This window comes from Arthrobacter sulfonylureivorans (genome assembly GCF_022637435.1).
Lineage (GTDB): Bacteria > Actinomycetota > Actinomycetes > Actinomycetales > Micrococcaceae > Crystallibacter > Crystallibacter sulfonylureivorans.
In genome coordinates this window covers 193158-213938 of sequence record NZ_CP093326.1, presented here as the reverse complement: position 1 = coordinate 213938, position 20781 = coordinate 193158, and the positions used below count along the sequence as shown (strand labels likewise).

Below are 20781 nucleotides of genomic sequence, written 5' to 3'. Positions count from 1 at the left end.
GCCAACACGCGGAAAGCCCGCCGCGCAATCGCGCGGCAGGCCCTCTGCGTGTTTGTTTCGATGATGCAGCCGTTAGCGGCGTACAGCCCGACGACCGGACAGGCTCTCGGCCACACCGATCAGGAGCACCGCTGCGACGACCGCAACGATGAATCCAAGGACGTTCAGCTCGAAGATGTCACCGGTGCCCAGCAGGTTAGCGATGACACCGCCGATGATCGCTCCGACAATGCCAAGCAGCAGCGTGGCCAGAAGCCCCAGGTTCTGCTTTCCGGGCTTGATCAGGCGAGCAAGCGCTCCGATAACGAGCCCAGCGATAATGAAACCGATCATGTTGCCTCCTCAGGTTGCGATGCCTCTACGATAAGCATACTTAGCGATCCTTGGCAAAACGTTCCATCAAGCCGTGGGGTTCACTCTTGGTCGGATGAGCCGCCGGGTGCGCAGAAGAAAGGCCGTTTGGCGGTGTGGATGTGATCCCCGGAATACCGGCGGCGGAGCCGAACTGGAGCAGCCGTCAGCCCGTTGTAAGCGGAAGCCCGCGCCGGGCAGCGCCCGGCGCGGGCCTGAAGCTACATCGGGTCCAATGTGATTCATCGGATCCTCCTCGCGAATGTGTCCCCTACGGGACGGCTTATTTATTTGCACCTGCTTGGCTGGGAACTTCAGCGGATGAGCTGCTGTTGCGACAGCAAATCGTCGCGCACTTGTTCTAAGCGCCGATCATCAACACGCACGTTCTGTATTCGTTTCCAGAGCGAGACGCTCTGGCGGAGCTTGCGGATCATGACATTCACCTCCCTCCTATCCAGGAAATTCGGCATTCCCGCAGTTGCGGCTTGTTCTGGGTCCGGCGCCGGCCAAGCTGAGTCGGCGGCTTCAGAACCGGCACCTTCGGCAACACTGCCCCCGGGGCCGGCGGCTGCATCAAGATCGCGCAAGCTTCCGGCGCTGATCAGCTGGCCGTGGCCGCGCTGCCCCTCATCGGACAGACGCGGTTCGGACGGGCGCGATTCGGGCGAACGCGGTTCGGACGGACGGATGGATCGTTCGGGTGCAGGCGATATAGCTGCATCCAGCGGTTTCATGAGGGTTTCCTCTCGGGGATGGGTGTAAATGCGGGCAGGAAGCATGGCGGAATCCGCGGGAATTTCGGTTGCCGGCAGTAAGCCTTTGGCGGTTGCTGAAGAACCGGTGGGGGCAGCCGCAGGGGCAGGGGGAAATGCGGTAAAAGTGCTCATAGCGAAGTCCTCAAGACAGAAGGTGAGGCCTCCGCGCGGGAGAGCTAGAGAAATGCGGTGACAGGCATAAATCGGTTCAAGACATGAACCGGCCCATCCAGCGAAGTTCTAGTGCGCAGAAATGGCGGAGGCGGGTCGTCGGAGCGCGGCGAAGGAGTTAAACACTCCGCCCGGCGTCTTGGTCATAATCACGATTCCCACCTCTCTTTCTTAATAGCGCCAATAGAAACAGTCCGGCTTCAACATTCATGATTGAGAAAGTTCAATCGGACGTGTTTTAACGTACCCGATAACTGCTGCTTCTGCCTAGCGAGTTCGCGGAACTCATCTGCGATTCTTGTTCCTTCCCGGCGTGTCCACCGCAACACGCCGAGGTTGGGCTGCGGCGCACCTCGGCCCCACCCTTCACGGACGGTTCAGGAACCCTCGAGGGTGCGCCACCTCTCTCCGTGTGCCGACTCGGCTGTTGACCACCAGCAGGAGCCACTCCAGCCCGCGGTGGCACCCGGGCAGCTAGAGGTTCCAGCCAGCGATCGCTGGGGTCTTTTTGTCCCAGCCCAACCGGCAAACGGAAGCGGTCTCCAGGACAAAATGCCGGCCCTCGACCGGTTCCATCCCGAGCCACCGGGCGGCCAGCACGCGGAGGAAGTGTCCATGCGCCACCAGCAGCACCTGCCGAGGTTCGGACGTTTCGGACGACGGCATGCCCAGGACCGGCGGGCGCCCAGCGGAAGCACCGCCGGACGTCCCGCTGCTGAATGCCGTGCCGTCCCCGCCGTCCAGTACTTTCGCGATGACATGGTCGGCCCGGTCTGCCACTTGTTGCAGCGACTCGCCGCCGAGGACGCCGTGGGTCCAGATCAAGTACGAGGGATCTTTGGCCCGGATCACGGCACTTTGCAGGCCTTCATAGTCCCCGTAGTCCCACTCGTGCGCCTCCGGCACCACTTCCGCACCCGGATAACCGGCCAGCTCTGCGGTCCGCCGCGCCCGGACTAAGGGAGACGTCAGGACGGTGCGGAAACGGACTCCGGCCAGCTTCGCAGCGGCGTCGCGGGCCTGTTGGACGCCGGCCGGCGTGAGCTCCAAATCGGTCAGCCCGGTGTACCGGTGCTCCCGCGACCACTCGGTTTCGCCATGGCGCATCAGCCACAGCACCGGGAAGTCGTGCGGACCCGTCACGGTCACTGATTCCGGTCTCCGCGCGGCGCTGGCGCGCCTTGGTCGACCACCGGGACGAATTCCGGCTGCTCCCGCCACCAGGCCAGTAGTTCCGCCTCTGCCTCTTCCGACGCCGCCGGTCCGTTTTCCAGCCGTTCTTCCAACAAGAACCTGTAGGCCCGGCCGACCAACGGCCCGGGCTTGATGCCCAGCAGCGCCATGATCCGGGCGCCGTCCAGGTCCGGCCTCACCGCATCAAGTTGCTCCTGTTCCTGCAACGTGGCGATCCGCTGCTCGAGGTCGTCATAGGCAAAGGCCAATTGCTCCGCCTTGCGCTTGTTCCGGGTGGTGACATCGGAGCGGGTCAGCCGGTGCAGGCGTTCCAGCAGCGGCCCGGCGTCGTTGACGTAGCGGCGGACGGCCGAGTCCGTCCAGCCGGCCTCTCCATAGCCGTAGAAACGCATGTGCAGTTCCACCAGCCGGGACACGGCCTTGATGGTGTCGTTGTCGAAGCGCAGCTTCTTCATCCGCTTGGCGGTGAGTTTGGAACCCACCATGTCGTGGTGGCGGAAGCTGACCGCACCGGAAGGTTCGAAGCGGCGGGTAGCCGGCTTGCCGACGTCGTGCATCAGGGCGGCGAACCGCAGGACGAAGTCCGGGCCCGGCAGCGCGCCGTCGTCGTCCGTCTCCAGGCTGCAGGCCTGCTCCAGCACGGTGAGCGAGTGCTGGTAGACGTCCTTGTGCCGGTGGTGCTCATCGATCTCCAGCCGCAGCGCGGCAACTTCCGGCAGCACAAAGTCGGCCAACCCGGTGTCTACCAGCAGGTCCACACCGGTCCGCGGGTCCTTGCCGTTGACCAGCTTGACCAGTTCGTCACGGACGCGTTCGGCGGAGATGATCTCGATCCGGCCGGCCATGTCCTTCATCGCTGCCGACACCTCGGGCGCCACGGTGACGCCCAGCTGCGAGGCGAACCGCGCGGCGCGCATCATTCGCAGGGGATCATCGGAGAACGACGACGACGGCGCGCCCGGGGTGCGCAGCAGGCCCGCTTGCAGATCTTTGACGCCGCCATACGGGTCCACCAGTTCCAGCGAGGGCAGCCGCAGCGCCATGGCGTTCATGGTGAAATCGCGGCGGAACAGGTCGTCCTCCAAGGACGTTCCGAACGCCACCACGGGCTTGCGGGAATCCGGGTCGTAGGCCTCCGCCCGGTAGGTGGTCACCTCGATGGTGTGCTGGCCCTTGCGCAGGCCGATGGTGCCGAAGTCGCGACCGATCTCCCAGAACGTGTCCGCCCATTTTTTGACGACGGCGATGGTGGCGTCCGGATCGGCGTCGGTGGTGAAATCGAGGTCCGGGGAGATCCGGCCCAGGAACAGGTCGCGCACGGGTCCGCCGACCAGCGAGAGTTCGTGGCCCGCGCCCGCGAAAAGCTCTCCCAGTTCGATCACTACGGCCGGCAACGGCAGGGACGGGGCGTTGGAGCCGGCTGCGGAAGGGAACTGCGAACCAAAAAGGTGAACCATAGTGACTTAAGCGTGCCAGATGCCGGGCACGATGTTTAACAATGTCCCGGCGGCTCGGCGTCGACATCCTCGGGTCGTGACAAAAATCGTTAGAGTGGACGCATGGCACACCCGGTTCCGAGCGCCCCGAAGCGCACCCCGCTGACAGCGTCAGTGGGCAGCGCCGCGCCCGGACACCATTCACTGCCCACCGTGGAGGAAATCTCGGCCGGCGGCGTGGTGGTGGATACGTCCACCAGCGACCTGAACGTGGCAATCATCGCCCGCTTCAACCGCGGCGGCCGGCTCGAGTGGTGCCTGCCCAAGGGCCACCCGGAGGGCCGGGAAACCAATGAAGAGGCCGCCGTCCGCGAAGTTGAAGAAGAAACGGGAATCAAGGGACGCGTGCTGGCCACGCTCGGCAGCATCGACTACTGGTTCACCGTCAGCGGGCACCGCGTCCACAAGACCGTGCACCACTTCCTGCTTGAGGCCACCGGCGGCCTGCTGACCATCGAGAATGACCCGGACCATGAGGCGGTCGATGTGGCGTGGGTGCCGTTGGCGGACCTGGGCCGGAAGCTGTCCTTCCCGAACGAGCGCCGGATCGTTGACCTGGCCCGGGAAGTCCTGCCCGGCCACGTCTGAGGCCGCCTGCCGGGTGCGGCCCTCCGGCCGTTTTTCAGGTGAGAACATAGAGGACGATGTCCGAGACCAAGATCCCCGCCGAAAACCCCGTGCAGCACAGCACGGCCAAGTCCAGTGCCATCATGGCGGCCGGAACCATGGTGTCCCGGGTCCTGGGCTTCGTCCGGACCGCCCTGCTCGCCGTCGCCATCGGTGCCAACACGACGATGGGCGACATCTTCGAGAAGGCCAACACCATCCCGAACATCATCTACCTGCTGCTGGCGGGCGGGGTGTTCAATGTGGTGCTGGTTCCGCAGATCATCAAAGCCAGCCGGAAGAGCGACGGCGGCGCCGACTTTGTCAGCCGCCTGCTCAGCCTGACGCTGCTGGTGCTGGCCGGGATTGCGCTGCTGGCGACGCTCCTTGCCGGACCGATCATTTCCGTCCTGACCCGGGACTGGACACCGGTCATGCTGGAGCTTGGCACCGTTTTCGCCATCTGGTGCCTGCCGCAGATTTTCTTCTACGGTCTGTATGCAGTGGTGGGCCAGGTGCTCAACGCCCACGGGCGTTTCGGCTGGTATATGTGGGCTCCTGCCCTGAACAACGTGGTGGCCATCGGCACACTGGGACTCTACATCGCGCTGTACGGCCGCTACCTGCCAGGCAGGGGCGATCCGGAACTCTGGACCGGCGCACAGACCGCGGTACTGGCCGGCGGCACCACGCTGGGCATCGTGCTGCAGGCCCTCCTTCTGCTGTGGCCGCTGGGGCGGCTGGGGCTGGGCCTGAAGCTCAAGCTCGGCTGGCGCGGTATGGGCTTCGCGGCCACCGGAAAAGTGGCGCTGTGGAGCCTGGCCACCATGGTCATCGCCAACACCGCCTACCTCTTCTATGGGTCCATCGCTTCCAGTGCCACCGCTGCCCGTGCTGAGCTGGCCGGATCCGGTGCATCGGTCCCCGGCGAGTATGCGCTGAACACGGCCCAGCTGATCGCCATGCTGCCCCATTCGGTCTTCGTTCTCTCGGTGGCCACAGTGCTGTTCAACAGGCTGTCCCACCAACAATCGGCCGGCGCCGTGGACGACGTCCGCAACACCGTGAGCTCTGGCCTGCGCACCATCGGCATCGCCTCCGTCTTTGGTTCTGCCGCTGTGGTGGTGCTGGCCGGCCCGCTGGCCCGGCTGTTTGCGGGATCCGGCCCCACCGCGGCGGCCTCCGCGGCGTCGATGGGCCAGGTCCTGGCCATTGTGGCGGCCGGCATGCCGTTCATGAGCATCTACTTCTTCCTGGGACGCGTGTTCTACGCGGAGGAAGATGCCAAGACGCCGCTGATCATGCAGGCCATCTGTTCCGGCGCCTCCGTAGTGCTGGCCGTGCTGATCGCCTGGCTGGTCGACCCCACCATGGTGGTCTACGCGCTGGCCCTGCTGTTCGCGGTGTTCCACGTGGTCTCGGCCGTGCTGGCGCATCACTTCGCCCGGCGACGGCTCGGAGACTACGGCGCGGGACGCGTCGTGGACACCTACATTCGCCTCGGTTACGCGGCCTTGGGCTCCGGCCTGGTGGGCGCGGCAGTGCTGTGGCTGTTCGGGGGTTACGCTCCTGGCGGATTCGCTTGGCAGTCCATCGTCACCGCGATGGTGACCATCGCCGTCGTCGGACTGGTGATGGCCGTGGTTTACCTGCTGCTGCTGCGTGCCCTGCGCGTCCAGGAGCTGCAGGATTTCCTGACGCCGATCATGAATCGGTTGCCCGGACGCGCCTGACGGAAACGGGAATCGGCTCCGGCACCGGCTAGCATGGAAATCAAATTATCTAGTCAGGGGCGCCAGTCCAGGACAGCCGGGAGGAACTAGTGCCGCAGCCAGTTGATGTGGGCATGCTGCTTGGTGGCCGTTACAAGGTCACAGCCCAAGTGCTTGCCTCCGCCGAACACGATCTGGTCCTCGACGGTGTGGACCAGGTGCTCAACCGGCCCGTCAGTATCCTGGTGTCAGCACCGGAAAATGCCAGCCAGGTAGCCATGAGCGCCCGCGAAATCGCCACCGGCGAGCGGGCTAGCAACGTCCAGATACTGGACCTGGGCAACGCCGATGGGGTCACCTATCTGGTCACCAACGAGGCACAGGCCGCTGACCTGCTGGACTTGGTCATTCAGCGGGATGGTCCGTATGTGGAGCCCTTCTTCACCGACACCCTCGGTTCCGAAATCTTCGGCCAGGTGCGCTCCACCGAACCGGAACCGTACGAGGACGAGTATGAGGAATACGAGGAAGAGCCTCGGCAGAGTCTTCGCGACCGGCTGAACAAGCTCGACCTGCCCAAGCTGGGCAAGAACGCGCCGGAAGGAAACACCAAAGCCCGCTTCGGCCGTCAGCCGGAAGGCGCGGCCTCTGGCGCCGGATCCGCTGCCGGAGCCGCCGCTGCGGCTGCCTCTGCCGGTGCACACGTGCCCCCGCCGCCGTCTGCGCCGCCCGCACCTGCGACCCCCAGCCCGGCGACGGCACCTGTCTCGCGACAGGCTCCGGCCTCCCGGCCGGCAGCCGCCCAGCCGCCCGCCGAGAAGCCCCGGGTCAGCTTGTGGCCGGAGGACGACGGCGATCAGGCCGAGGTCCGATCCGCCGCCATGTTCCCGGCGGCCGCCCGCACGAGCAGCGAGCCCCAGGCTGACGACTACGAATACGACGAGTACGACGACGAGGAACGTAACAGCCCGAGGTCGTCCAGGTTGCTGGTGGGCGGATTACTGGCCGTGTTGTTGGTGATCGCCATCGTCGTGGCGGTCAGCCAGTTGAATCTCTTCCGCGGCGGCCCGATCGCCAATGGGTCGGAGACCGGAAATGAAACCGGCGCCGCTTCCACTCCGGCGGAAACCGGTGAGGAAGAAGAATCAGCCCCGGCCGCTGAAGTTGTCGAGCCGGTCATCGCCGATCTCACCCGCCAGGTCCCGGACATGCAGGAACTAGACGCGGAGAACGACGGCAAGCTGTCCGAAGCCGTCGACGGCAACCCCGCCACCTACTGGGGCAGCTTCCAGTACGTGTCGGACAAGTTCGGTGGCTACGCCAAAAACATGGCGCTGGTCGTCGAGCTTGAGGAACCGTCGAGCATCAGTTCCGTGGTGCTGACACAACTAAGCGGTACCGGCGGAAACTTCTCCGTGCTCCTGAATGACGAGCCGACCTTGGACGGCGCCAACCAGGTTGCCCAGGGTAGCTTCACCGCGCAGAAGACCACCATTCCGGTGCCCGAACAGGATGGCGCTGCGCCCAAGGCCCAGTACGTCCTGATCAACTTCACGCAGTTGCCGAAGCTCTCCAACCCCATGGGCGGTCCGCCTTACGGCATCCGCATGGCAGAGATCGAGGTCTCCTAGCCGCAGAGGGCGGGCCGTGCCGCGCGTGCACGGAATAAGCCGGCACCACGCGCCGTTGAGAGAAGTGTTGGCCCTGTTGCCCGCTCAAGGCGGCCGGGCTTCGTTCACACCAATACCAGAGGAAGAGGTTCGCAGGCAGTGAGCACAGAAACCACACCGTCCGTCCGCGACGTCATCATCGTTGGGTCCGGTCCGGCCGGCTACACGGCAGCTGTTTACACTGCGCGAGCCAATCTCAAACCACTGCTCATCGCTAGCTCTGTTGAGGCAGGCGGCGAGCTGATGAACACCACCGACGTTGAAAATTACCCTGGTTTCCCCGGTGGGATTCTGGGTCCGGAGCTGATGGAGAACTTCCAAAAGCAGGCCGAGCGGTTCGGGACCGAGATCCTGTTCGAAGATGTCACAAGCCTTGAGCTGGAAGGCGACGTCAAGAAGGTCACCATCGGTTCAGGCGAAACCTTCCTGGCGCATTCGGTGATTATTTCCACCGGCTCTGCATACCGTGAACTCGGACTTCCCGATGAAAAGCGCCTCGCCGGACACGGCGTCAGCTGGTGCGCAACCTGCGACGGTTTCTTCTTCAAGGGCCAGGACATCGCAGTGATTGGCGGAGGCGACTCTGCCATGGAGGAAGCTCTTTTCCTCACCAAGTTCGCGGACTCTGTCACGGTTGTCCACCGCCGCGACACCCTGCGTGCCTCCAAAATCATGCAGGAACGCGCCTTGGCGCACGAGAAGATTAAGTTCGTCTGGAACTCGGAAGTAGTCGGCCTGGAAGGCGACAACAAGGTCTCCGCGCTGAAGCTGAAGAACACGGTCGATGGGTCTGAGTCGGTGCTGCCAGTGACCGGCGTTTTTGTCGCCATTGGCAATGATCCCCGGGTCTCCCTCGTCCAGGACCAGTTGGAACTGACGCCCGAGGGCACCATTGCGGTTCAGGGCCGCTCCTCCAAGACTTCGCTGCCCGGAGTTTTCGCGGCCGGCGACGTCATCGACCCGACCTACCGCCAAGCAATCACCGCCTCGGGCAGCGGCTGCGCCGCCGCCATCGATGTGGAACATTACCTAGCCGACGTCGCTAGCAGCCAGGCCGGCATCGCCGAGCCCGCGACCGTCTGAAACCGGTTCGAGAAAGAGAGAACAGCATGAGCAACGCAAAAGATGTCACCGACGCTACTTTCGAAGCGGATGTCCTGAAGTCCACCAAGCCCGTGATTGTTGACTTCTGGGCGGAGTGGTGCGGCCCTTGCCGCATGCTCTCGCCGATCCTCGATGACATCGCTGCCGAGCACTCCGGCAAGGTTGACGTAGTCAAGCTCAACGTTGACGACAATCCCGCTACCGCAGCGCAGTACGGCATCACGTCCATCCCCGCCGTCTACGTCTTCAAGGACGGAGCGGTGGCTGCGACTTCTATCGGAGCAAAGCCGAAGCAGGTCATCGAGCAGGAATTCGCTGAGTTCCTCAACTAACAAGATGGAAAACGACGCGGCAGACCAGAGTCTGCGCCGTTCAGACATCAGTCGGCGCGTAGTAGCCCTCCGTGAAGGGCTGCTACGCGCTGGCGTTTCTATGGCGTATCTTGCCCCGGACCAGGTAAACAACCCGATGGTGTTTGATGACCACGTGGATGCTGCTGTCCGCACTTTTCAGCAGCAGCGGGGTTTGATGGTCGACGGTATCGCGGGCCCCGAGACCGAAAGAGCTTTGGCCGAGGCCCAGTTCAAACTGGGCGCCCGCCAGCTTGCTTACAGTCCGGAAAGTCCGGTGCTTCGAGGCGACGACGTCACGGAATTGCAGCGCCAGCTTTCATTTCTCGGGTTTTACTACGGCCACATTGATGGCGAGTACGGGCAACGAACCCACCTGGCCGTCCGTGAACTGCAACTGAACCTTGGTCTCGAAGGGTCCGGGGTCACGGACGGACAATTGATTTCATCAATGGAGCGCATCAACCGGACTATCAGTCCGAGCCAAGCGTTTTCCCTACGTGACTACGAACGCCTCAGCCAAGCATCTGCAACCTTGCGCGGTCGCACCATCGCCATTGCGCCCGGGTCTGACGTGGACGCACAAGCAGAAGCCGTCGATATTTCCTCGGGTGAGCCTCTCACGGAGAAACTCGTCGCCGGCGACGTGTCCAACCGTGTAGGGAAGATCCTCACAGAACTTGGTGCGAGTGTAGAGATCATCGAGAAACAGCCCACGGGTGGAAGTGATGTCCGCGCTGATCTGATCAAGTCGACGTCACCGAGCCTGAGCATTGCCATCCATTGCGATTGGTTGCCGCAGCCAGCGGCTAATGGCGTCAGCGCCTTCTTCTGGGGCCGCCCTGAGTCTGGCGAGGTACGCTCTCCTATCGGTCATCGTGCCGCGGAATTGATCCTGAAGGAGATCGTCGCCCGAACCGGGTCCACCTCCCTGGGTCTCCACGGCCGCAGCTGGGACATACTGCGCCTTCCCAGCACGCCATCTGTTCAGCTGGACATCGGTTATTTGAGCAGCCCGCTCGATTCTCCCCGGCTTGCCGATCCGATCTACCGCCAAATCCTGGCTGACTCCATCGTCATTGCGATCCAACGCCTTTACCTTTTAGAAGAGGACGATGAACCGACTGGGACCCTTGCGCTAGACGACGTGCTTAGGTTCAATCCCCCGTATTAGATCGTCAATTTCCTCGTCTGTTTCACGTGAAACAGACAGTATGGTCCTCTGGATACATACGAGTTTCCTTTCTGCATGGATCGCTGTTCCTTTCTGTTAGTCCGCTGGCTTAGACCGAAGCGGGATTTCGTGTTTGGGTTCACTTCAAGCTTGACCAGCAACTACTCCATTTCGTGTCCGGCCGTGTGGCTTATTTGCTCAGATCGGCGTTTGTTCAACATCTCTATCGCGGGCAGCCGAGGTTAGAACTTCATCTTGGTCCGCGAACGACAGTGTTTCACGTGAAACTGGTCGGTCACCACCCGTCCACTCACGGGCAGTCGACGTTCATGCGGTGGGCTCTCCCGGCAATCCTTGACTCAGAACCTCACGAGCCAATGTTTATAACTCCCATCTGCACAACCTGGTATCGTCAATCGTTCGAGGCTGCGGCCCTGATCTAACCACCGCGGTTCCCTTTATGGGTTACGGCTCCGGATGCTCGGCTATTCGGGCTTCAGTGCTCCCCTTCGCGAACATTCATCGAACTATGTACAACTTCACTCCTAGCCCAGCTAACACTGGACAGTTCCCGTGCCGAACCGTTGTTCCACGTGAAACACCGTCCAGCCCATCACGCCCGGCCAACGACGAAGCAGAGTGGCTCCGCGTTGTGGATTACTGCCCCTTTTGCTGTTCCGCACCGAAGCGCAATAGCCTGGCGACTCCACCTTCGTATTCACGAGAGAAAGTCTGCGGACCATGGCCACTAGACGGGGACTGATCCCTGCAGCCCTGTTTCACGTGAAACACCGGCCGTGCCCCCCCATCACAGTTACAGGTATTTTAAGATGGGCTCTTCGAATGCGCCTGGGTCCGAAGAATGACAACGATCGTGTTGAAGCGCATCGGGGCTTGCCGGCCCGCAATGACCCCTGGCCGTGTCTGAAGCCCGGGTCGCCCCGACTCGACACCGAAGAATCGGAATTTGGGACTAAAGCGAGGCCTAGGTACACGGCATAGTTTCACGTGAAACGCATAGTACTGATCTGGCATGGACCGGTTGGGGCACCTGGGCCACAAGGCGAGCTTTTCCTTCAGCTCCAGAGAGTCGCATAAACATTCAGGTGTCCCCCCAGAGGCTGGGTCATGTTAAGCGTCAGGATGAGTGTTCTGCCATCTGGTCAGAAATTCGCACCTGTGTTGACAACAACAGCGGTCGTCACGTTTCGGTCTGGGCTGGAGGGACAGGTGATCGATCATGGCTGCAGCTATCGTCCGAGGATAGCAAAGACGATGTTTCCCTCGCTTCTTTCAAGCGCATCGGTGCCGAGGGACTACTGCTCTTGGGTAGGGCGTGAGGAAAGGTCTTCTCCGAACAAGACCATACGTTCCACGTGAAACACACTGGCCGGCACCGCAGCACGTAACGTTCCTAGAACGCCAGTTGCAGGTACTACTTGGACGCTACGGATCCGGCTCCGTGGTAGGCCAAGTACCAGGCCTTCCACACTATGTGGCGCGACCATGAGCTAGCCGGTAAATCACGCAAAGCACACGCCGGCACAAATTGGGCCGGATTGCAGGCCGTGCTGCGCGGAAATAGCGTCTAAGTTCGCGTCCCGTTGCTGGGCGCCGAGGGGCCGGCGGCACGCTACATGGCTCGAGAGCAGAGTTTCACGTGAAGCGCTTGTCTCCGGAGCTGAACCTCTGACCGACGGGGCATCCCCACCACAGGCTGGCTAGAAGGAGTTCATGCTCCTACTCGAAATACCTAGCGCAACTCCTCTAGGACGTACTGTTCCAGAATTTGCAGCTGGCTGACTTCTCGATCAGGTGGAACCACAACGGCTAGACTCCGCGTGACTGCCAATCTCCCTTTCCGGATCAGGTTGACCGGAGACGTTCCTCCCGCCGAGACCCTTTCTCCGGTTGGTCCTGGGTCATGACGGGTATTCGTCGCGCGAAGCCAAACGCAGAAGGTGCCCGCGGTGTTTCACGTGAAACCCGGACATGCTTCTCAAGACTGGAGTGCAACGGTGCTCACCGCACGCCTGCGTGGCGGACTCAGGTGTATCTACCCTGAGCGCCTACATGGATGCCGTGGAGTACCATGGTATCCGTTTCACGTGAAACGACTTCGCTGTGCTGAACCCTCCGGTACAGAACCTGGCTGTTTTCCCACAGACCTTTCATTCCCACAGTCGAGAATAGGGATGCGGCCGCGAGAGCCGCCTCGGACGGATCTATGTTCTGCTCGCCATAGAGTGCCGCGCATAGCTCCAATTGTGGATGCCCTGCGAACTCGATACTGACCCGCCCCTTCTTGGCGCCCAGGGTGATCTTCACACAGGTGTCCAACGACCAGAGAGTTTATTGGCAAGGTCATCAAGCCGCTCGTGACGAGCGCCCTCGGCGTGCAAAGCTCCAATAAGAAACGGAGGGACCCCGTCCAACCGGACTGGGTCCCTCCGTTTCACGTGAAACCCGCGGCTATGGGGCCGCTGGGTTCAAGACATCCATGATCCGGTTCAAGTCATCGACGCTCGCGAACTCGATACTGACCCGCCCCTTCTTGGCGCCCAGGGTGATCTTTACGCTGGTGTCCAGACGATCAGAGAGGGAACTGGCAAGGTAATCAAGCCGCTCATGACGAGCACCCTCGCGGGGGCGGCCTTCTCGTTTGGGGCGTCGCAGGCCATCGCTCAGGGAAACGATCTCTTCCGTTGCACGAACGGACAAACCCTCGGCAACAATCCTCTGGGCCAGCTTCTCCATTTCGGCCGGATCCGTCAATGCAAGGAGAGCCCGCGCATGGCCTGCACTGAGGATACCGGCCGCTACGCGCCGCTGGACGAGCGGAGGTAGTTTCATCAACCGTAAAGTGTTGGAGACCTGTGGCCTTGAACGACCGATGCGATCAGCGAGTTCGTCGTGTGTACATCCGAAGTCGTCGAGCAACTGCTGGTAAGCCGCCGCTTCTTCCAGCGGATTGAGTTGGCTTCTGTGCAGGTTCTCGAGCAGTGCATCCCGCAGGAGATCGTCATCCGAAGTCGACCTAATGATTGCGGGAATGGTCTCCAGCCCGGCAGCCTTGGTGGCCCGCCAACGGCGCTCACCCATAACCAGCTCGTACTGTGCCTCTACGTCGTCAGCCGGGCGGACAACGATTGGCTGCAGGACACCGATTTCCCGAATCGAGTGAACCAGCTCGGCCATGTCTTCTTCATCGAAAACGGTGCGCGGCTGCTTGCGGTTCGGCTGAATTGCTGAAACCAGAACCTCGGCGAACGTTGCCCCTGGGACTTCGACTAGATCCGGTCCTGCCGTTTCACGTGAAACATCCTTGCCAGCCAGCTGATGCTGATCTTCGGCCGCTTCCTTTGCCTGCGTTGTCAGCGCGCTGGATTCCTTGGTCTCCTCCGCGGCATGCGGGCCGTCCAGGAGCGGAGACGCTGCAGAGGGCTTACTCCTGACGGTCTTCTTGGCCGGCGGCTTCTTGGCGCCATTCGGCGTCGTTTTCCGGGGTGCCCTCAACACCTCGGCCACCTGGGCGGCGCTCGATCCGGACACTGTCTCCGAGTCCGTGGTGGTGAGGATCGCCGCGTCAGCATCTTCCCGCCTAGAGGACGCTGGGAAGAAGACGTCGACGGGTCGCTGAGTACGCTTCTTTGCTTGAGACCCTTGACCTTCGGCTGATTCAGGCGCTTCGCTTACGGGAGAGCTGGGAATTAGTGCGCCCAAGCCTCGCCCTAAGCCACGGCGTTTTTCACTCATCTGGACCCTCTTCCGTCATGCGCCGAGCTGTCGCGCACTACCTCGTTTAAGGCGTAATTCTACCGTTACAGATCGAATTCTCAGTTACTTGCCGCGCTCAGCGATTTCAGCCGCAGCCTCTTGATACGACAGGGCGCCGCTGGAGGATGGGTCATAGGTAATAACAGACTGCTGATAACTAGGAGCCTCGGAGATGCGGACGGATCGGGGAACGACCGCGCTGAGAACTTCGTTGGGGAAGTGTTCCCTGACCTCGGCTGCTACTTGAGCGGCAAGGTTCGTCCGGCCGTCGTACATGGTCAGCAGGATGGTGGAAACGACCAGGCCTGCATTGAGATGCTTCTGGATCATCTCGATGTTCTTAAGGAGCTGGCTCAACCCTTCCAGTGCGTAGTACTCACATTGAATAGGGATGAGAACCTCTTGGGCCGCGACAAACGCGTTGACGGTGAGGAGCCCAAGGCTGGGTGGGCAGTCGATAAAAACATAGTCCAGCCGGGGCAACCCGGCAGTCTCGCGCTCCTGTGCATATACTTCGATGGCACGGCGTAGGCGCTGTTCTCTAGCCACCAACGAGACTAATTCAATTTCTGCGCCGGCCAGGTGGATGGTGGCAGGTGCCACGATCAAATGGTCGATATCCGGGCATTGAGCAATCACCTCGCCCAACGGCATGTCGTTGATGAGGACATCGTAGATGCTGTCCACATCAGCATGATGCTCGACGCCAAGCGCCGTCGACGCGTTCCCCTGGGGGTCGATGTCGATGACAAGAACGTTCAGCCCAGCAATAGCCAAAGCAGCCGCTATGTTGACCGTTGTGGTGGTCTTACCCACGCCGCCTTTTTGGTTGCTGACCGTCAGTACCCTGGTCTGAGTAGGCCGGGGAAGTTGTTTGGCCTTCAATCGTTCACGCCTGCGGTTTTCGCTCGCCAATTCCTGAGCGAGAGGTGTGCTTTCGTCGATCGAATCCATAACGTTTGGAACCGTAGCCTCTATCTTGACATCGGAGTTGGCCAATTCGGCCACATAAGCGCGGGTGGTTTCACGTGAAACGAGATCGGTTCCCGAGCCCGAGACAACCACCTCAGGTTGATGGGGCCCGTCAAGAGCAGATGACCCATCGGCTTTGGCCCCGGTCACTCCCGAAACCATGTCGCTCATCGCCATTTTCGATTTGCCCGCTTTCACTTTCCCGGCACCGACCCCTCCTAGCCTATCGTCGCACGGCCGGATTCAAGGGCGATCCGGGGGTGTGTGGACCAACAGGTTACGGGGCAACGAGGATTCTGACGACCGTCGTCGGCTCTTCCAGGAGTTCATCTCCGACGGTCAGGATCTCTGTTTCGCGACCGCCTAGCTTCCGAATGACTTTCTTAGCCTTTTCAACTTCATCGGCGGCGCTGCGACCCTTGATGGCGAGCATCTCACCACTACCGTGGAGCAGTGGAATAGACAGCCGGGCCAGTTTGTCCAAGGCAGAGACTGCCCGGGAAGTGACAACATCCGCCGTGACTTCGTCCGCGGCAAGCTCTGCCCGTGTACGTACTACGGTGACGTTGTCGAGCCCCAGGTCGTCTACAACTTCATTGAGCCAGACTACCCGCCGCTCCAACGGCTCGATCAGCGTCAAGCGTAGGTCTGGCCGGGCTAGCGCCAGGGTCAGACCTGGCAGGCCGGCGCCGCTCCCGACATCGGCGACCGCGGCGTCAGGGGCTATCAGGTTGGCTACAACGGCGCAGTTCAGCACGTGCCGGTTCCACAACCGTGGGACCTCGCGGGGGCCCAGCAGTCCCCGTTCGATTCCGGACGTGGCTAAATGCGCGACGTACCGCTCGGCCAGATCCAGTCGTTCACCAAAAACAGCTAGAGCAGCCTTGGACTCGGCCACCGTCATCTCAACTATGGACATACCTATGCCCTACCAAACCCGCCAGTAAACAAGATCAGGACTCCACCGACACCACAATGTGGCGGTTGGAACCCTCGCCCTCCGATTCGCTGACCAGCCCAAGATCGGCGATAGCGTCGTGAACGATTTTGCGCTCGTACGCGCTCATCGGCTCCAGCGCCACATCATGGCCGGTCTCCTTGGCCTCGGCGACCGCCTCCTGGGCGATCTTGAGCAGTTCCTTGCTGCGGCCTTCACGGTAGCCGGTGATGTCCAGTACCAACCGCGAGCGGCTGCCCGTTGAGGTCAGGACCGACAACCGGGCCAGTTCCTGTAAGGCTTCGAGCACTTCGCCGTCGGCCCCTACGAGCGACTTGAGGGCGTCATTGTCCTCGTCTTCGGACACGATCGAAATGTACGTGCGACCGTTGCGTACCTCAATATCGATGTCCCCATCGATATCAGCGATGTCGAGAAGCTCCTCGAGGTAGTCCGCAGCTACATCTCCCTCTTCGTCCAAACGCTTGGCAGAATTCGAAACGGCTACTTCCTCCTGCTCGTCTGCCGCAGCTGCTTCGCCGGAAAGTTCTTCGGTCACTTCGGATACGCTTTCGCTGCTCATTTTCTCTTCCTGTTCTTACGCTGTGGCTGGTGGCGCTGGCCCTTCGGCTCAGCGGGGGCTTCGACAGCAGGCTCCTCTGTCTTCCGCTCACCTAGCAGCGGAACCATCGGCAAGCCCTTCTTCGCGCGTCGGTCCGCCAGTTCGCGGGCAGCCTGCGAACCAGGCGTGGGCATGCGGCGGATCACGAAGAACTGCTGTGCCATGGTCCAGATGTTCGTGGTAGTCCAGTAGATCAGAACACCGATGGGGAAGTTGATGCCGCCGATGCCGAATACGAGCGGCAGGATGTACAGCATCATCTGCTGCTGCTTCATGAACGGGGACTGCATGGCTTCGGCAGACATGTTCTTGGCCATGATCTGCTTTTGCGTGATGAACTGCGATGCAGTCATCGCCAGGATCATGATGATCGAAAGGACAACAACCGCGGCTTGGTTCGCGCCGCCGCCGCCGTGCAGGAGGGACGCCGATAGTGGGGCGCCGAAAATCGATGATGCATCGAACTGCCGGATGAGTTCGGGGGAAAGCGCGCCGATACCCTCACCGTTCGCGCTGGCCTGGGAGGCGGTGCTGAGCACCCGGAACAGCGCGAAGAAGAACGGCATCTGGACCAGCATCGGCAAGCATGCCGAGAACGGGTTGGTCCCGTGCTTCTTGTACAGAGCCATTTGCTCCTGCGTCATAGCCTGACGCGAAAGCTGGTCGGTTTTTCCCTTGTACTTCTGCTGCAGCTTGCGCAGGTCAGGTTGCAGGGCCTGCATTCCGCGCTGGGCCTTGATCTGCTTCACGAAGACCGGAATGAGGGCGGCCCGGATCACCAGTACGAGCCCGATGATCGAAAAGGTCCATGTCCAGCCATTGGCCGGATCCAACCCCAACCAAGACAGGCCGGCGTGGAATGCCCACAGGATCCACGACACTACCCACGTGAAAGGCAGCAGGATCGTGCTCAGGAAGTCCATTGTCTATTTACTCCTCAAGCCGCTTCGCGGCCTTCATCGTCGGCCGGAATGACTGGGTGATTGAGTTCGATTATCCGGGGAATTCTGGCAGGGTTTTCCTGCAGCCATAAGTCAAAGGCCGGAGACGCCGGAACATGGTCTACGCCACCGGGATTCCAGGGATGGCATCGGCCTAACCGTCTCGCCGCCAGCCAGCTGCCCTTGGCGGCACCATGAACGGTCACAGCCTCGAGGGCATAGGCAGAACAGGACGGGAAAAAGCGGCAGACCTGGCCGTACAACGGCGAAATGGTCTTGCGGTAGACCGCCAGAGCGCCAATCAAACCGGCCTGCGGGATCGTCTGGATCCTTTTCGCGGCGATGGGGCGGGAGAGAGCCTGTAGGCGCTGGGCAGTGGAACTCATGCCGCTCATCCCTTCTCCTCGGGCGCAACGCGCGCGGGCGCGATAGGCGTTGCAGTCAACTTGATCACGGCCGTTTTGAACGCCTTCCGGTAATCATGTTCCAACGCGACGAAGTCCGCACTGGCCGCTGCCGGAAGAGCGCGCACAACTACTGCGAGTCCTTGGGCATACTGCTTGTCCCTCAGACTATCGGCTGCGAGTTCCCGCAGTCTTCTCTTAACGCGGTTGCGGATGACGGCGTTCCCCACAGCCTTCGAGACAATGAAGCCAAAAGCTGTCGGTTGGGCCGGGTTAACCGCTGCCGCATATAACACCAAGTTCCGGCGCCCTGATCGGACGCCGGAACGTACAGTTGTTGAGAAGTCCGCCGATGCGCGCATTCGGTGCTGACTGGAGAGCATGGCGCTACGCAGCCGGCCGAAACGCGTTGCTGCGGGAACGGAACCTCACAGCCGGATCGACAAACTGGCTATTTAGGCCGACAGTTCGGTGCGGCCCTTGCTGCGGCGTGCAGCCAGGATGGCGCGGCCGGCGCGAGTGCGCATGCGAAGGCGGAAGCCGTGCTTCTTAGCACGACGGCGGTTATTCGGCTGAAAAGTCCGCTTGCTCACGGTGGTTACTCCAAGACGTATCGACAGATGCGGTTGGACCCGTTGCAACAGGGGGGAAGAACAGGTCGACGCTCTAATATAGGGGGCCTACTTCAGGTCCTGGACGCTGGGCGTGCAGGGATACCAAAGTAGACATGAAGGACTAGTCAACGTTAGGCGATGGCAGTAAGAACCGTCAAACCCGCAGCCTCGACGCCCGGGCGTTTCCGTGGATAACGCCTGTGGACAACTCTAGCCCGAACGCGGTTCGCGCCGTTCAAAGCACTCAGGGCAAGGCGTCCACAGGCCCCTGCATCCCGGCTGTTATCAAGCAGATTCATGCTCTACGCTTGCAGGAGCCCCTTATCCACCGTCTGTGAATAAGTCTGTGGATTTCGGGCGCGCTGTCGGCAGAGGCCGAAGCAAGTTGAGCTTCTGAGGGGTATCTAGGTGGACACGGACCAAATTAACGACGTCGGAAGTTCCTGGCGCAAAGTGGTCCGCACGCTGGAACAGGACGATCGCGTCTCACCCAGGCAGCGCGGTTTCATCGTTCTGGCTCAGGCGAAAGGGTTGATCGGTACAACGTTGCTGGTTGCCCTCCCCAATGAACTGACCCGCGAAGTCTTCCAGTCGCAGCAGCTCAAGGATCCGCTGCACGACGCGCTGTTCGAAGTTTTCAAGGACGATATTCTGTGCGCTTTCAGCGTCGACACAGATATGGCTCCTCACGCCGAGCCAGAACCCGAACAGGAGCCTCGGCCGGCTCCATCGGTGGTGCGGAACGAGGCACTGCCTCAGCCGCCGAAGGAGAGTGCATCCCAGGAACTGGGCCGCCTCAACCCGAAGTACATTTTCGACACCTTCGTCATTGGCTCTTCCAACCGTTTTGCACACGCGGCTGCGGTAGCGGTGGCCGAAGCCCCCGCCAAGGCATACAACCCGCTTTTCATTTACGGCGACTCCGGGCTTGGAAAAACTCACCTGCTCCACGCGATCGGACACTACGCCCGCCACCTCTATAACGGCATCCGTGTCCGGTACGTCAATTCCGAAGAATTTACCAACGACTTCATCAACTCCATCCGCGACGATGAAGGCGCGAGCTTCAAGCAGTTGTACCGCAATGTCGACATCCTGCTGATCGACGACATCCAGTTCTTGGCCAACAAGGATGCGACGCAGGAAGAGTTCTTCCATACGTTCAATGCTCTCCACAACCACAGCAAACAAGTGGTCATCACTTCCGACCTGCCGCCGAAACAGCTCTCAGGCTTCGAGGAACGGATGCGGTCGCGCTTCGAATGGGGGCTGCTGACGGACATCCAGCCGCCGGAGCTGGAGACCCGGATCGCGATTCTGCGCAAGAAGGCCATCAGCGAGGGGCTGTCTGTACCCGACGAAGTCCTCGAATACATCGCCTCCAAGATCTCCACCAACATCCGCGAGCTTGAGGGCGCCCTGATCCGCGTAACCGCTTTCGCCAGCCTGAACCAACAGGCAGTGGACATGGGTCTTGCCGAGATAGTCCTGAAAGACCTCATCACCGACGAGGGCGCGCAGGAAATCACATCGGCCACGATCCTTGGCCAGACGGCGGCCTACTTCAAGCTCAGCATGGAGGAGCTGACCAGTAAATCCCGTACCCGGACACTGGTGACGGCCCGCCAGATCGCCATGTATTTGTGCCGGGAGCTGACCGACATGTCCCTGCCGAAAATCGGCCAGGAACTCGGCGGGCGCGACCACACCACGGTCATCCACGCCGACCGCAAGATCCGTGAACTAATGGCCGAACGCCGCGCGATCTACAACCAGGTGACGGAACTGACCAACCGCATCAAGCAGCAGCAGCGCGACGGTTAACCTCGCCGGCCGCTTTCGGTCCGAACTACACCGGTGAAATTAACAGGTGTGGATAAGGCTGTGGATAGTTAAGTGGAGAACCCCGGTGCTTAAGAGGACAACTG

At 61.3% G+C, this 20781-nt stretch carries 19 protein-coding genes and 1 pseudogene; 7 read left to right on the top strand and 13 right to left on the bottom strand.

From position 1 onward, the window contains the following. Nucleotides 1-72: 72 nt before the first annotated feature. From MNQ99_RS01070 to MNQ99_RS01055, 4 genes are all read right to left on the bottom strand, one after another. Nucleotides 73-333: a GlsB/YeaQ/YmgE family stress response membrane protein gene (locus MNQ99_RS01070; protein WP_241914112.1), complete on the bottom strand. Its 261-nt coding sequence runs from the start codon at nt 331-333 to the stop codon at nt 73-75. A gap of 332 nt (nt 334-665) precedes the next feature. Further along, complete coding sequence (locus tag MNQ99_RS01065) at nt 666-1241, bottom strand: hypothetical protein (RefSeq protein WP_241914111.1); 576 nt, start codon at nt 1239-1241, stop codon at nt 666-668. Between the two features lie 513 nt (nt 1242-1754). Continuing rightward, nucleotides 1755-2387, bottom strand: coding sequence for a histidine phosphatase family protein (locus MNQ99_RS01060; RefSeq protein WP_127513266.1), 633 nt, complete (start codon nt 2385-2387; stop codon nt 1755-1757). Between the two features lie 38 nt (nt 2388-2425). After that, on the bottom strand, nt 2426-3931 hold the full coding sequence (locus MNQ99_RS01055) for a CCA tRNA nucleotidyltransferase (protein ID WP_241914110.1): 1506 nt from the start codon (nt 3929-3931) through the stop codon (nt 2426-2428). A gap of 102 nt (nt 3932-4033) precedes the next feature. Here MNQ99_RS01055 and MNQ99_RS01050 point away from each other — a divergent pair, with 102 nt between their 5' ends. The 6 genes from MNQ99_RS01050 (at nt 4034) to MNQ99_RS01025 (ending at nt 10586) form a co-directional block, all read left to right on the top strand. Beyond that, a complete protein-coding gene (locus MNQ99_RS01050; RefSeq protein WP_241914109.1) occupies nt 4034-4558 on the top strand; it encodes an NUDIX hydrolase in 525 nt (174 codons plus the stop codon). A 56-nt stretch (nt 4559-4614) separates the two neighbouring features. Beyond that, a complete protein-coding gene (gene murJ / locus MNQ99_RS01045) occupies nt 4615-6309 on the top strand; it encodes a murein biosynthesis integral membrane protein MurJ (RefSeq protein ID WP_241914108.1) in 1695 nt (564 codons plus the stop codon). Between the two features lie 89 nt (nt 6310-6398). Further along, nucleotides 6399-7919 (top strand): ABC transporter substrate-binding protein, encoded by a 1521-nt coding sequence (locus MNQ99_RS01040; RefSeq protein ID WP_241914107.1) that lies wholly within the window; start codon nt 6399-6401, stop codon nt 7917-7919. A gap of 138 nt (nt 7920-8057) precedes the next feature. Next, nucleotides 8058-9041 carry a thioredoxin-disulfide reductase gene (gene trxB, locus MNQ99_RS01035; protein WP_241914106.1) on the top strand — a complete coding sequence of 328 codons (984 nt, stop codon included), beginning with the start codon at nt 8058-8060 and terminating at the stop codon, nt 9039-9041. After that, the gene (gene trxA / locus MNQ99_RS01030) at nt 9038-9394 is read left to right on the top strand and encodes a thioredoxin (RefSeq protein ID WP_479683790.1); all 357 of its coding nucleotides are present in this window, start codon (nt 9038-9040) and stop codon (nt 9392-9394) included. Before trxB ends, trxA begins: the two co-directional genes overlap by 4 nt. A 4-nt stretch (nt 9395-9398) precedes the next feature. Further along, nucleotides 9399-10586, top strand: a complete 1188-nt coding sequence (locus MNQ99_RS01025; protein ID WP_241914105.1) for an N-acetylmuramoyl-L-alanine amidase — start codon at nt 9399-9401, stop codon at nt 10584-10586. A gap of 2277 nt (nt 10587-12863) precedes the next feature. Here the strand turns inward: MNQ99_RS01025 and MNQ99_RS19125 are convergent. The 9 genes and pseudogenes from MNQ99_RS19125 to rpmH all read right to left on the bottom strand — a co-directional run. Then, nucleotides 12864-12976: pseudogene (locus MNQ99_RS19125) on the bottom strand (ParB/RepB/Spo0J family partition protein); the annotation flags it as partial. Between the two features lie 82 nt (nt 12977-13058). Continuing rightward, a complete protein-coding gene (locus tag MNQ99_RS01015) occupies nt 13059-14342 on the bottom strand; it encodes a ParB/RepB/Spo0J family partition protein (RefSeq protein WP_241914103.1) in 1284 nt (427 codons plus the stop codon). Nucleotides 14343-14426: 84 nt separating this feature from the next. Further along, nucleotides 14427-15506 (bottom strand): ParA family protein, encoded by a 1080-nt coding sequence (locus MNQ99_RS01010; protein WP_422387542.1) that lies wholly within the window; start codon nt 15504-15506, stop codon nt 14427-14429. 106 nt (nt 15507-15612) lie between these two features. Beyond that, nucleotides 15613-16248 (bottom strand): 16S rRNA (guanine(527)-N(7))-methyltransferase RsmG, encoded by a 636-nt coding sequence (gene rsmG, locus MNQ99_RS01005; RefSeq protein WP_241915432.1) that lies wholly within the window; start codon nt 16246-16248, stop codon nt 15613-15615. Between the two features lie 40 nt (nt 16249-16288). Next, the gene (locus tag MNQ99_RS01000; protein ID WP_127513206.1) at nt 16289-16855 is read right to left on the bottom strand and encodes a Jag family protein; all 567 of its coding nucleotides are present in this window, start codon (nt 16853-16855) and stop codon (nt 16289-16291) included. Next, nucleotides 16852-17817 (bottom strand): membrane protein insertase YidC, encoded by a 966-nt coding sequence (gene yidC, locus MNQ99_RS00995; RefSeq protein ID WP_241914102.1) that lies wholly within the window; start codon nt 17815-17817, stop codon nt 16852-16854. The genes MNQ99_RS01000 and yidC overlap by 4 nt, the downstream gene beginning before the upstream one ends. Nucleotides 17818-17831: 14 nt before the next feature. Next, nucleotides 17832-18230, bottom strand: coding sequence for a membrane protein insertion efficiency factor YidD (yidD, locus tag MNQ99_RS00990; protein WP_422387480.1), 399 nt, complete (start codon nt 18228-18230; stop codon nt 17832-17834). Beyond that, nucleotides 18227-18622 carry a ribonuclease P protein component gene (gene rnpA / locus MNQ99_RS00985; protein WP_241914101.1) on the bottom strand — a complete coding sequence of 132 codons (396 nt, stop codon included), beginning with the start codon at nt 18620-18622 and terminating at the stop codon, nt 18227-18229. The genes yidD and rnpA overlap by 4 nt, the downstream gene beginning before the upstream one ends. A gap of 72 nt (nt 18623-18694) precedes the next feature. Beyond that, complete coding sequence (gene rpmH, locus MNQ99_RS00980; RefSeq protein WP_127513203.1) at nt 18695-18832, bottom strand: 50S ribosomal protein L34; 138 nt, start codon at nt 18830-18832, stop codon at nt 18695-18697. 429 nt (nt 18833-19261) lie between these two features. Here rpmH and dnaA point away from each other — a divergent pair, with 429 nt between their 5' ends. After that, nucleotides 19262-20677 (top strand): chromosomal replication initiator protein DnaA, encoded by a 1416-nt coding sequence (dnaA, locus tag MNQ99_RS00975; RefSeq protein ID WP_127513202.1) that lies wholly within the window; start codon nt 19262-19264, stop codon nt 20675-20677. Nucleotides 20678-20781: the final 104 nt, after the last annotated feature.

Bases quoted from the DNA above. Each gene is read 5' to 3' on its own strand.
- MNQ99_RS01010 (WP_422387542.1), bottom strand. From the start codon at position 15,506: ATGAGCGACATGGTTTCGGGAGTGACCGGGGCCAAAGCCGATGGGTCA.
- murJ (WP_241914108.1), top strand. From the start codon at position 4,615: ATGTCCGAGACCAAGATCCCCGCCGAAAACCCCGTGCAGCACAGCACG.
- MNQ99_RS01065 (WP_241914111.1), bottom strand. From the start codon at position 1,241: ATGAGCACTTTTACCGCATTTCCCCCTGCCCCTGCGGCTGCCCCCACC.
- yidD (WP_422387480.1), bottom strand. From the start codon at position 18,230: ATGAGCGGCATGAGTTCCACTGCCCAGCGCCTACAGGCTCTCTCCCGC.
- MNQ99_RS01015 (WP_241914103.1), bottom strand. From the start codon at position 14,342: ATGAGTGAAAAACGCCGTGGCTTAGGGCGAGGCTTGGGCGCACTAATT.
- MNQ99_RS01050 (WP_241914109.1), top strand. From the start codon at position 4,034: ATGGCACACCCGGTTCCGAGCGCCCCGAAGCGCACCCCGCTGACAGCG.
- MNQ99_RS01055 (WP_241914110.1), bottom strand. From the start codon at position 3,931: ATGGTTCACCTTTTTGGTTCGCAGTTCCCTTCCGCAGCCGGCTCCAAC.
- yidC (WP_241914102.1), bottom strand. From the start codon at position 17,817: ATGGACTTCCTGAGCACGATCCTGCTGCCTTTCACGTGGGTAGTGTCG.
- rnpA (WP_241914101.1), bottom strand. From the start codon at position 18,622: ATGCTCTCCAGTCAGCACCGAATGCGCGCATCGGCGGACTTCTCAACA.
- MNQ99_RS01070 (WP_241914112.1), bottom strand. From the start codon at position 333: ATGATCGGTTTCATTATCGCTGGGCTCGTTATCGGAGCGCTTGCTCGC.
- MNQ99_RS01000 (WP_127513206.1), bottom strand. From the start codon at position 16,855: ATGAGCAGCGAAAGCGTATCCGAAGTGACCGAAGAACTTTCCGGCGAA.
- MNQ99_RS01060 (WP_127513266.1), bottom strand. From the start codon at position 2,387: ATGCGCCATGGCGAAACCGAGTGGTCGCGGGAGCACCGGTACACCGGG.
- MNQ99_RS01025 (WP_241914105.1), top strand. From the start codon at position 9,399: ATGGAAAACGACGCGGCAGACCAGAGTCTGCGCCGTTCAGACATCAGT.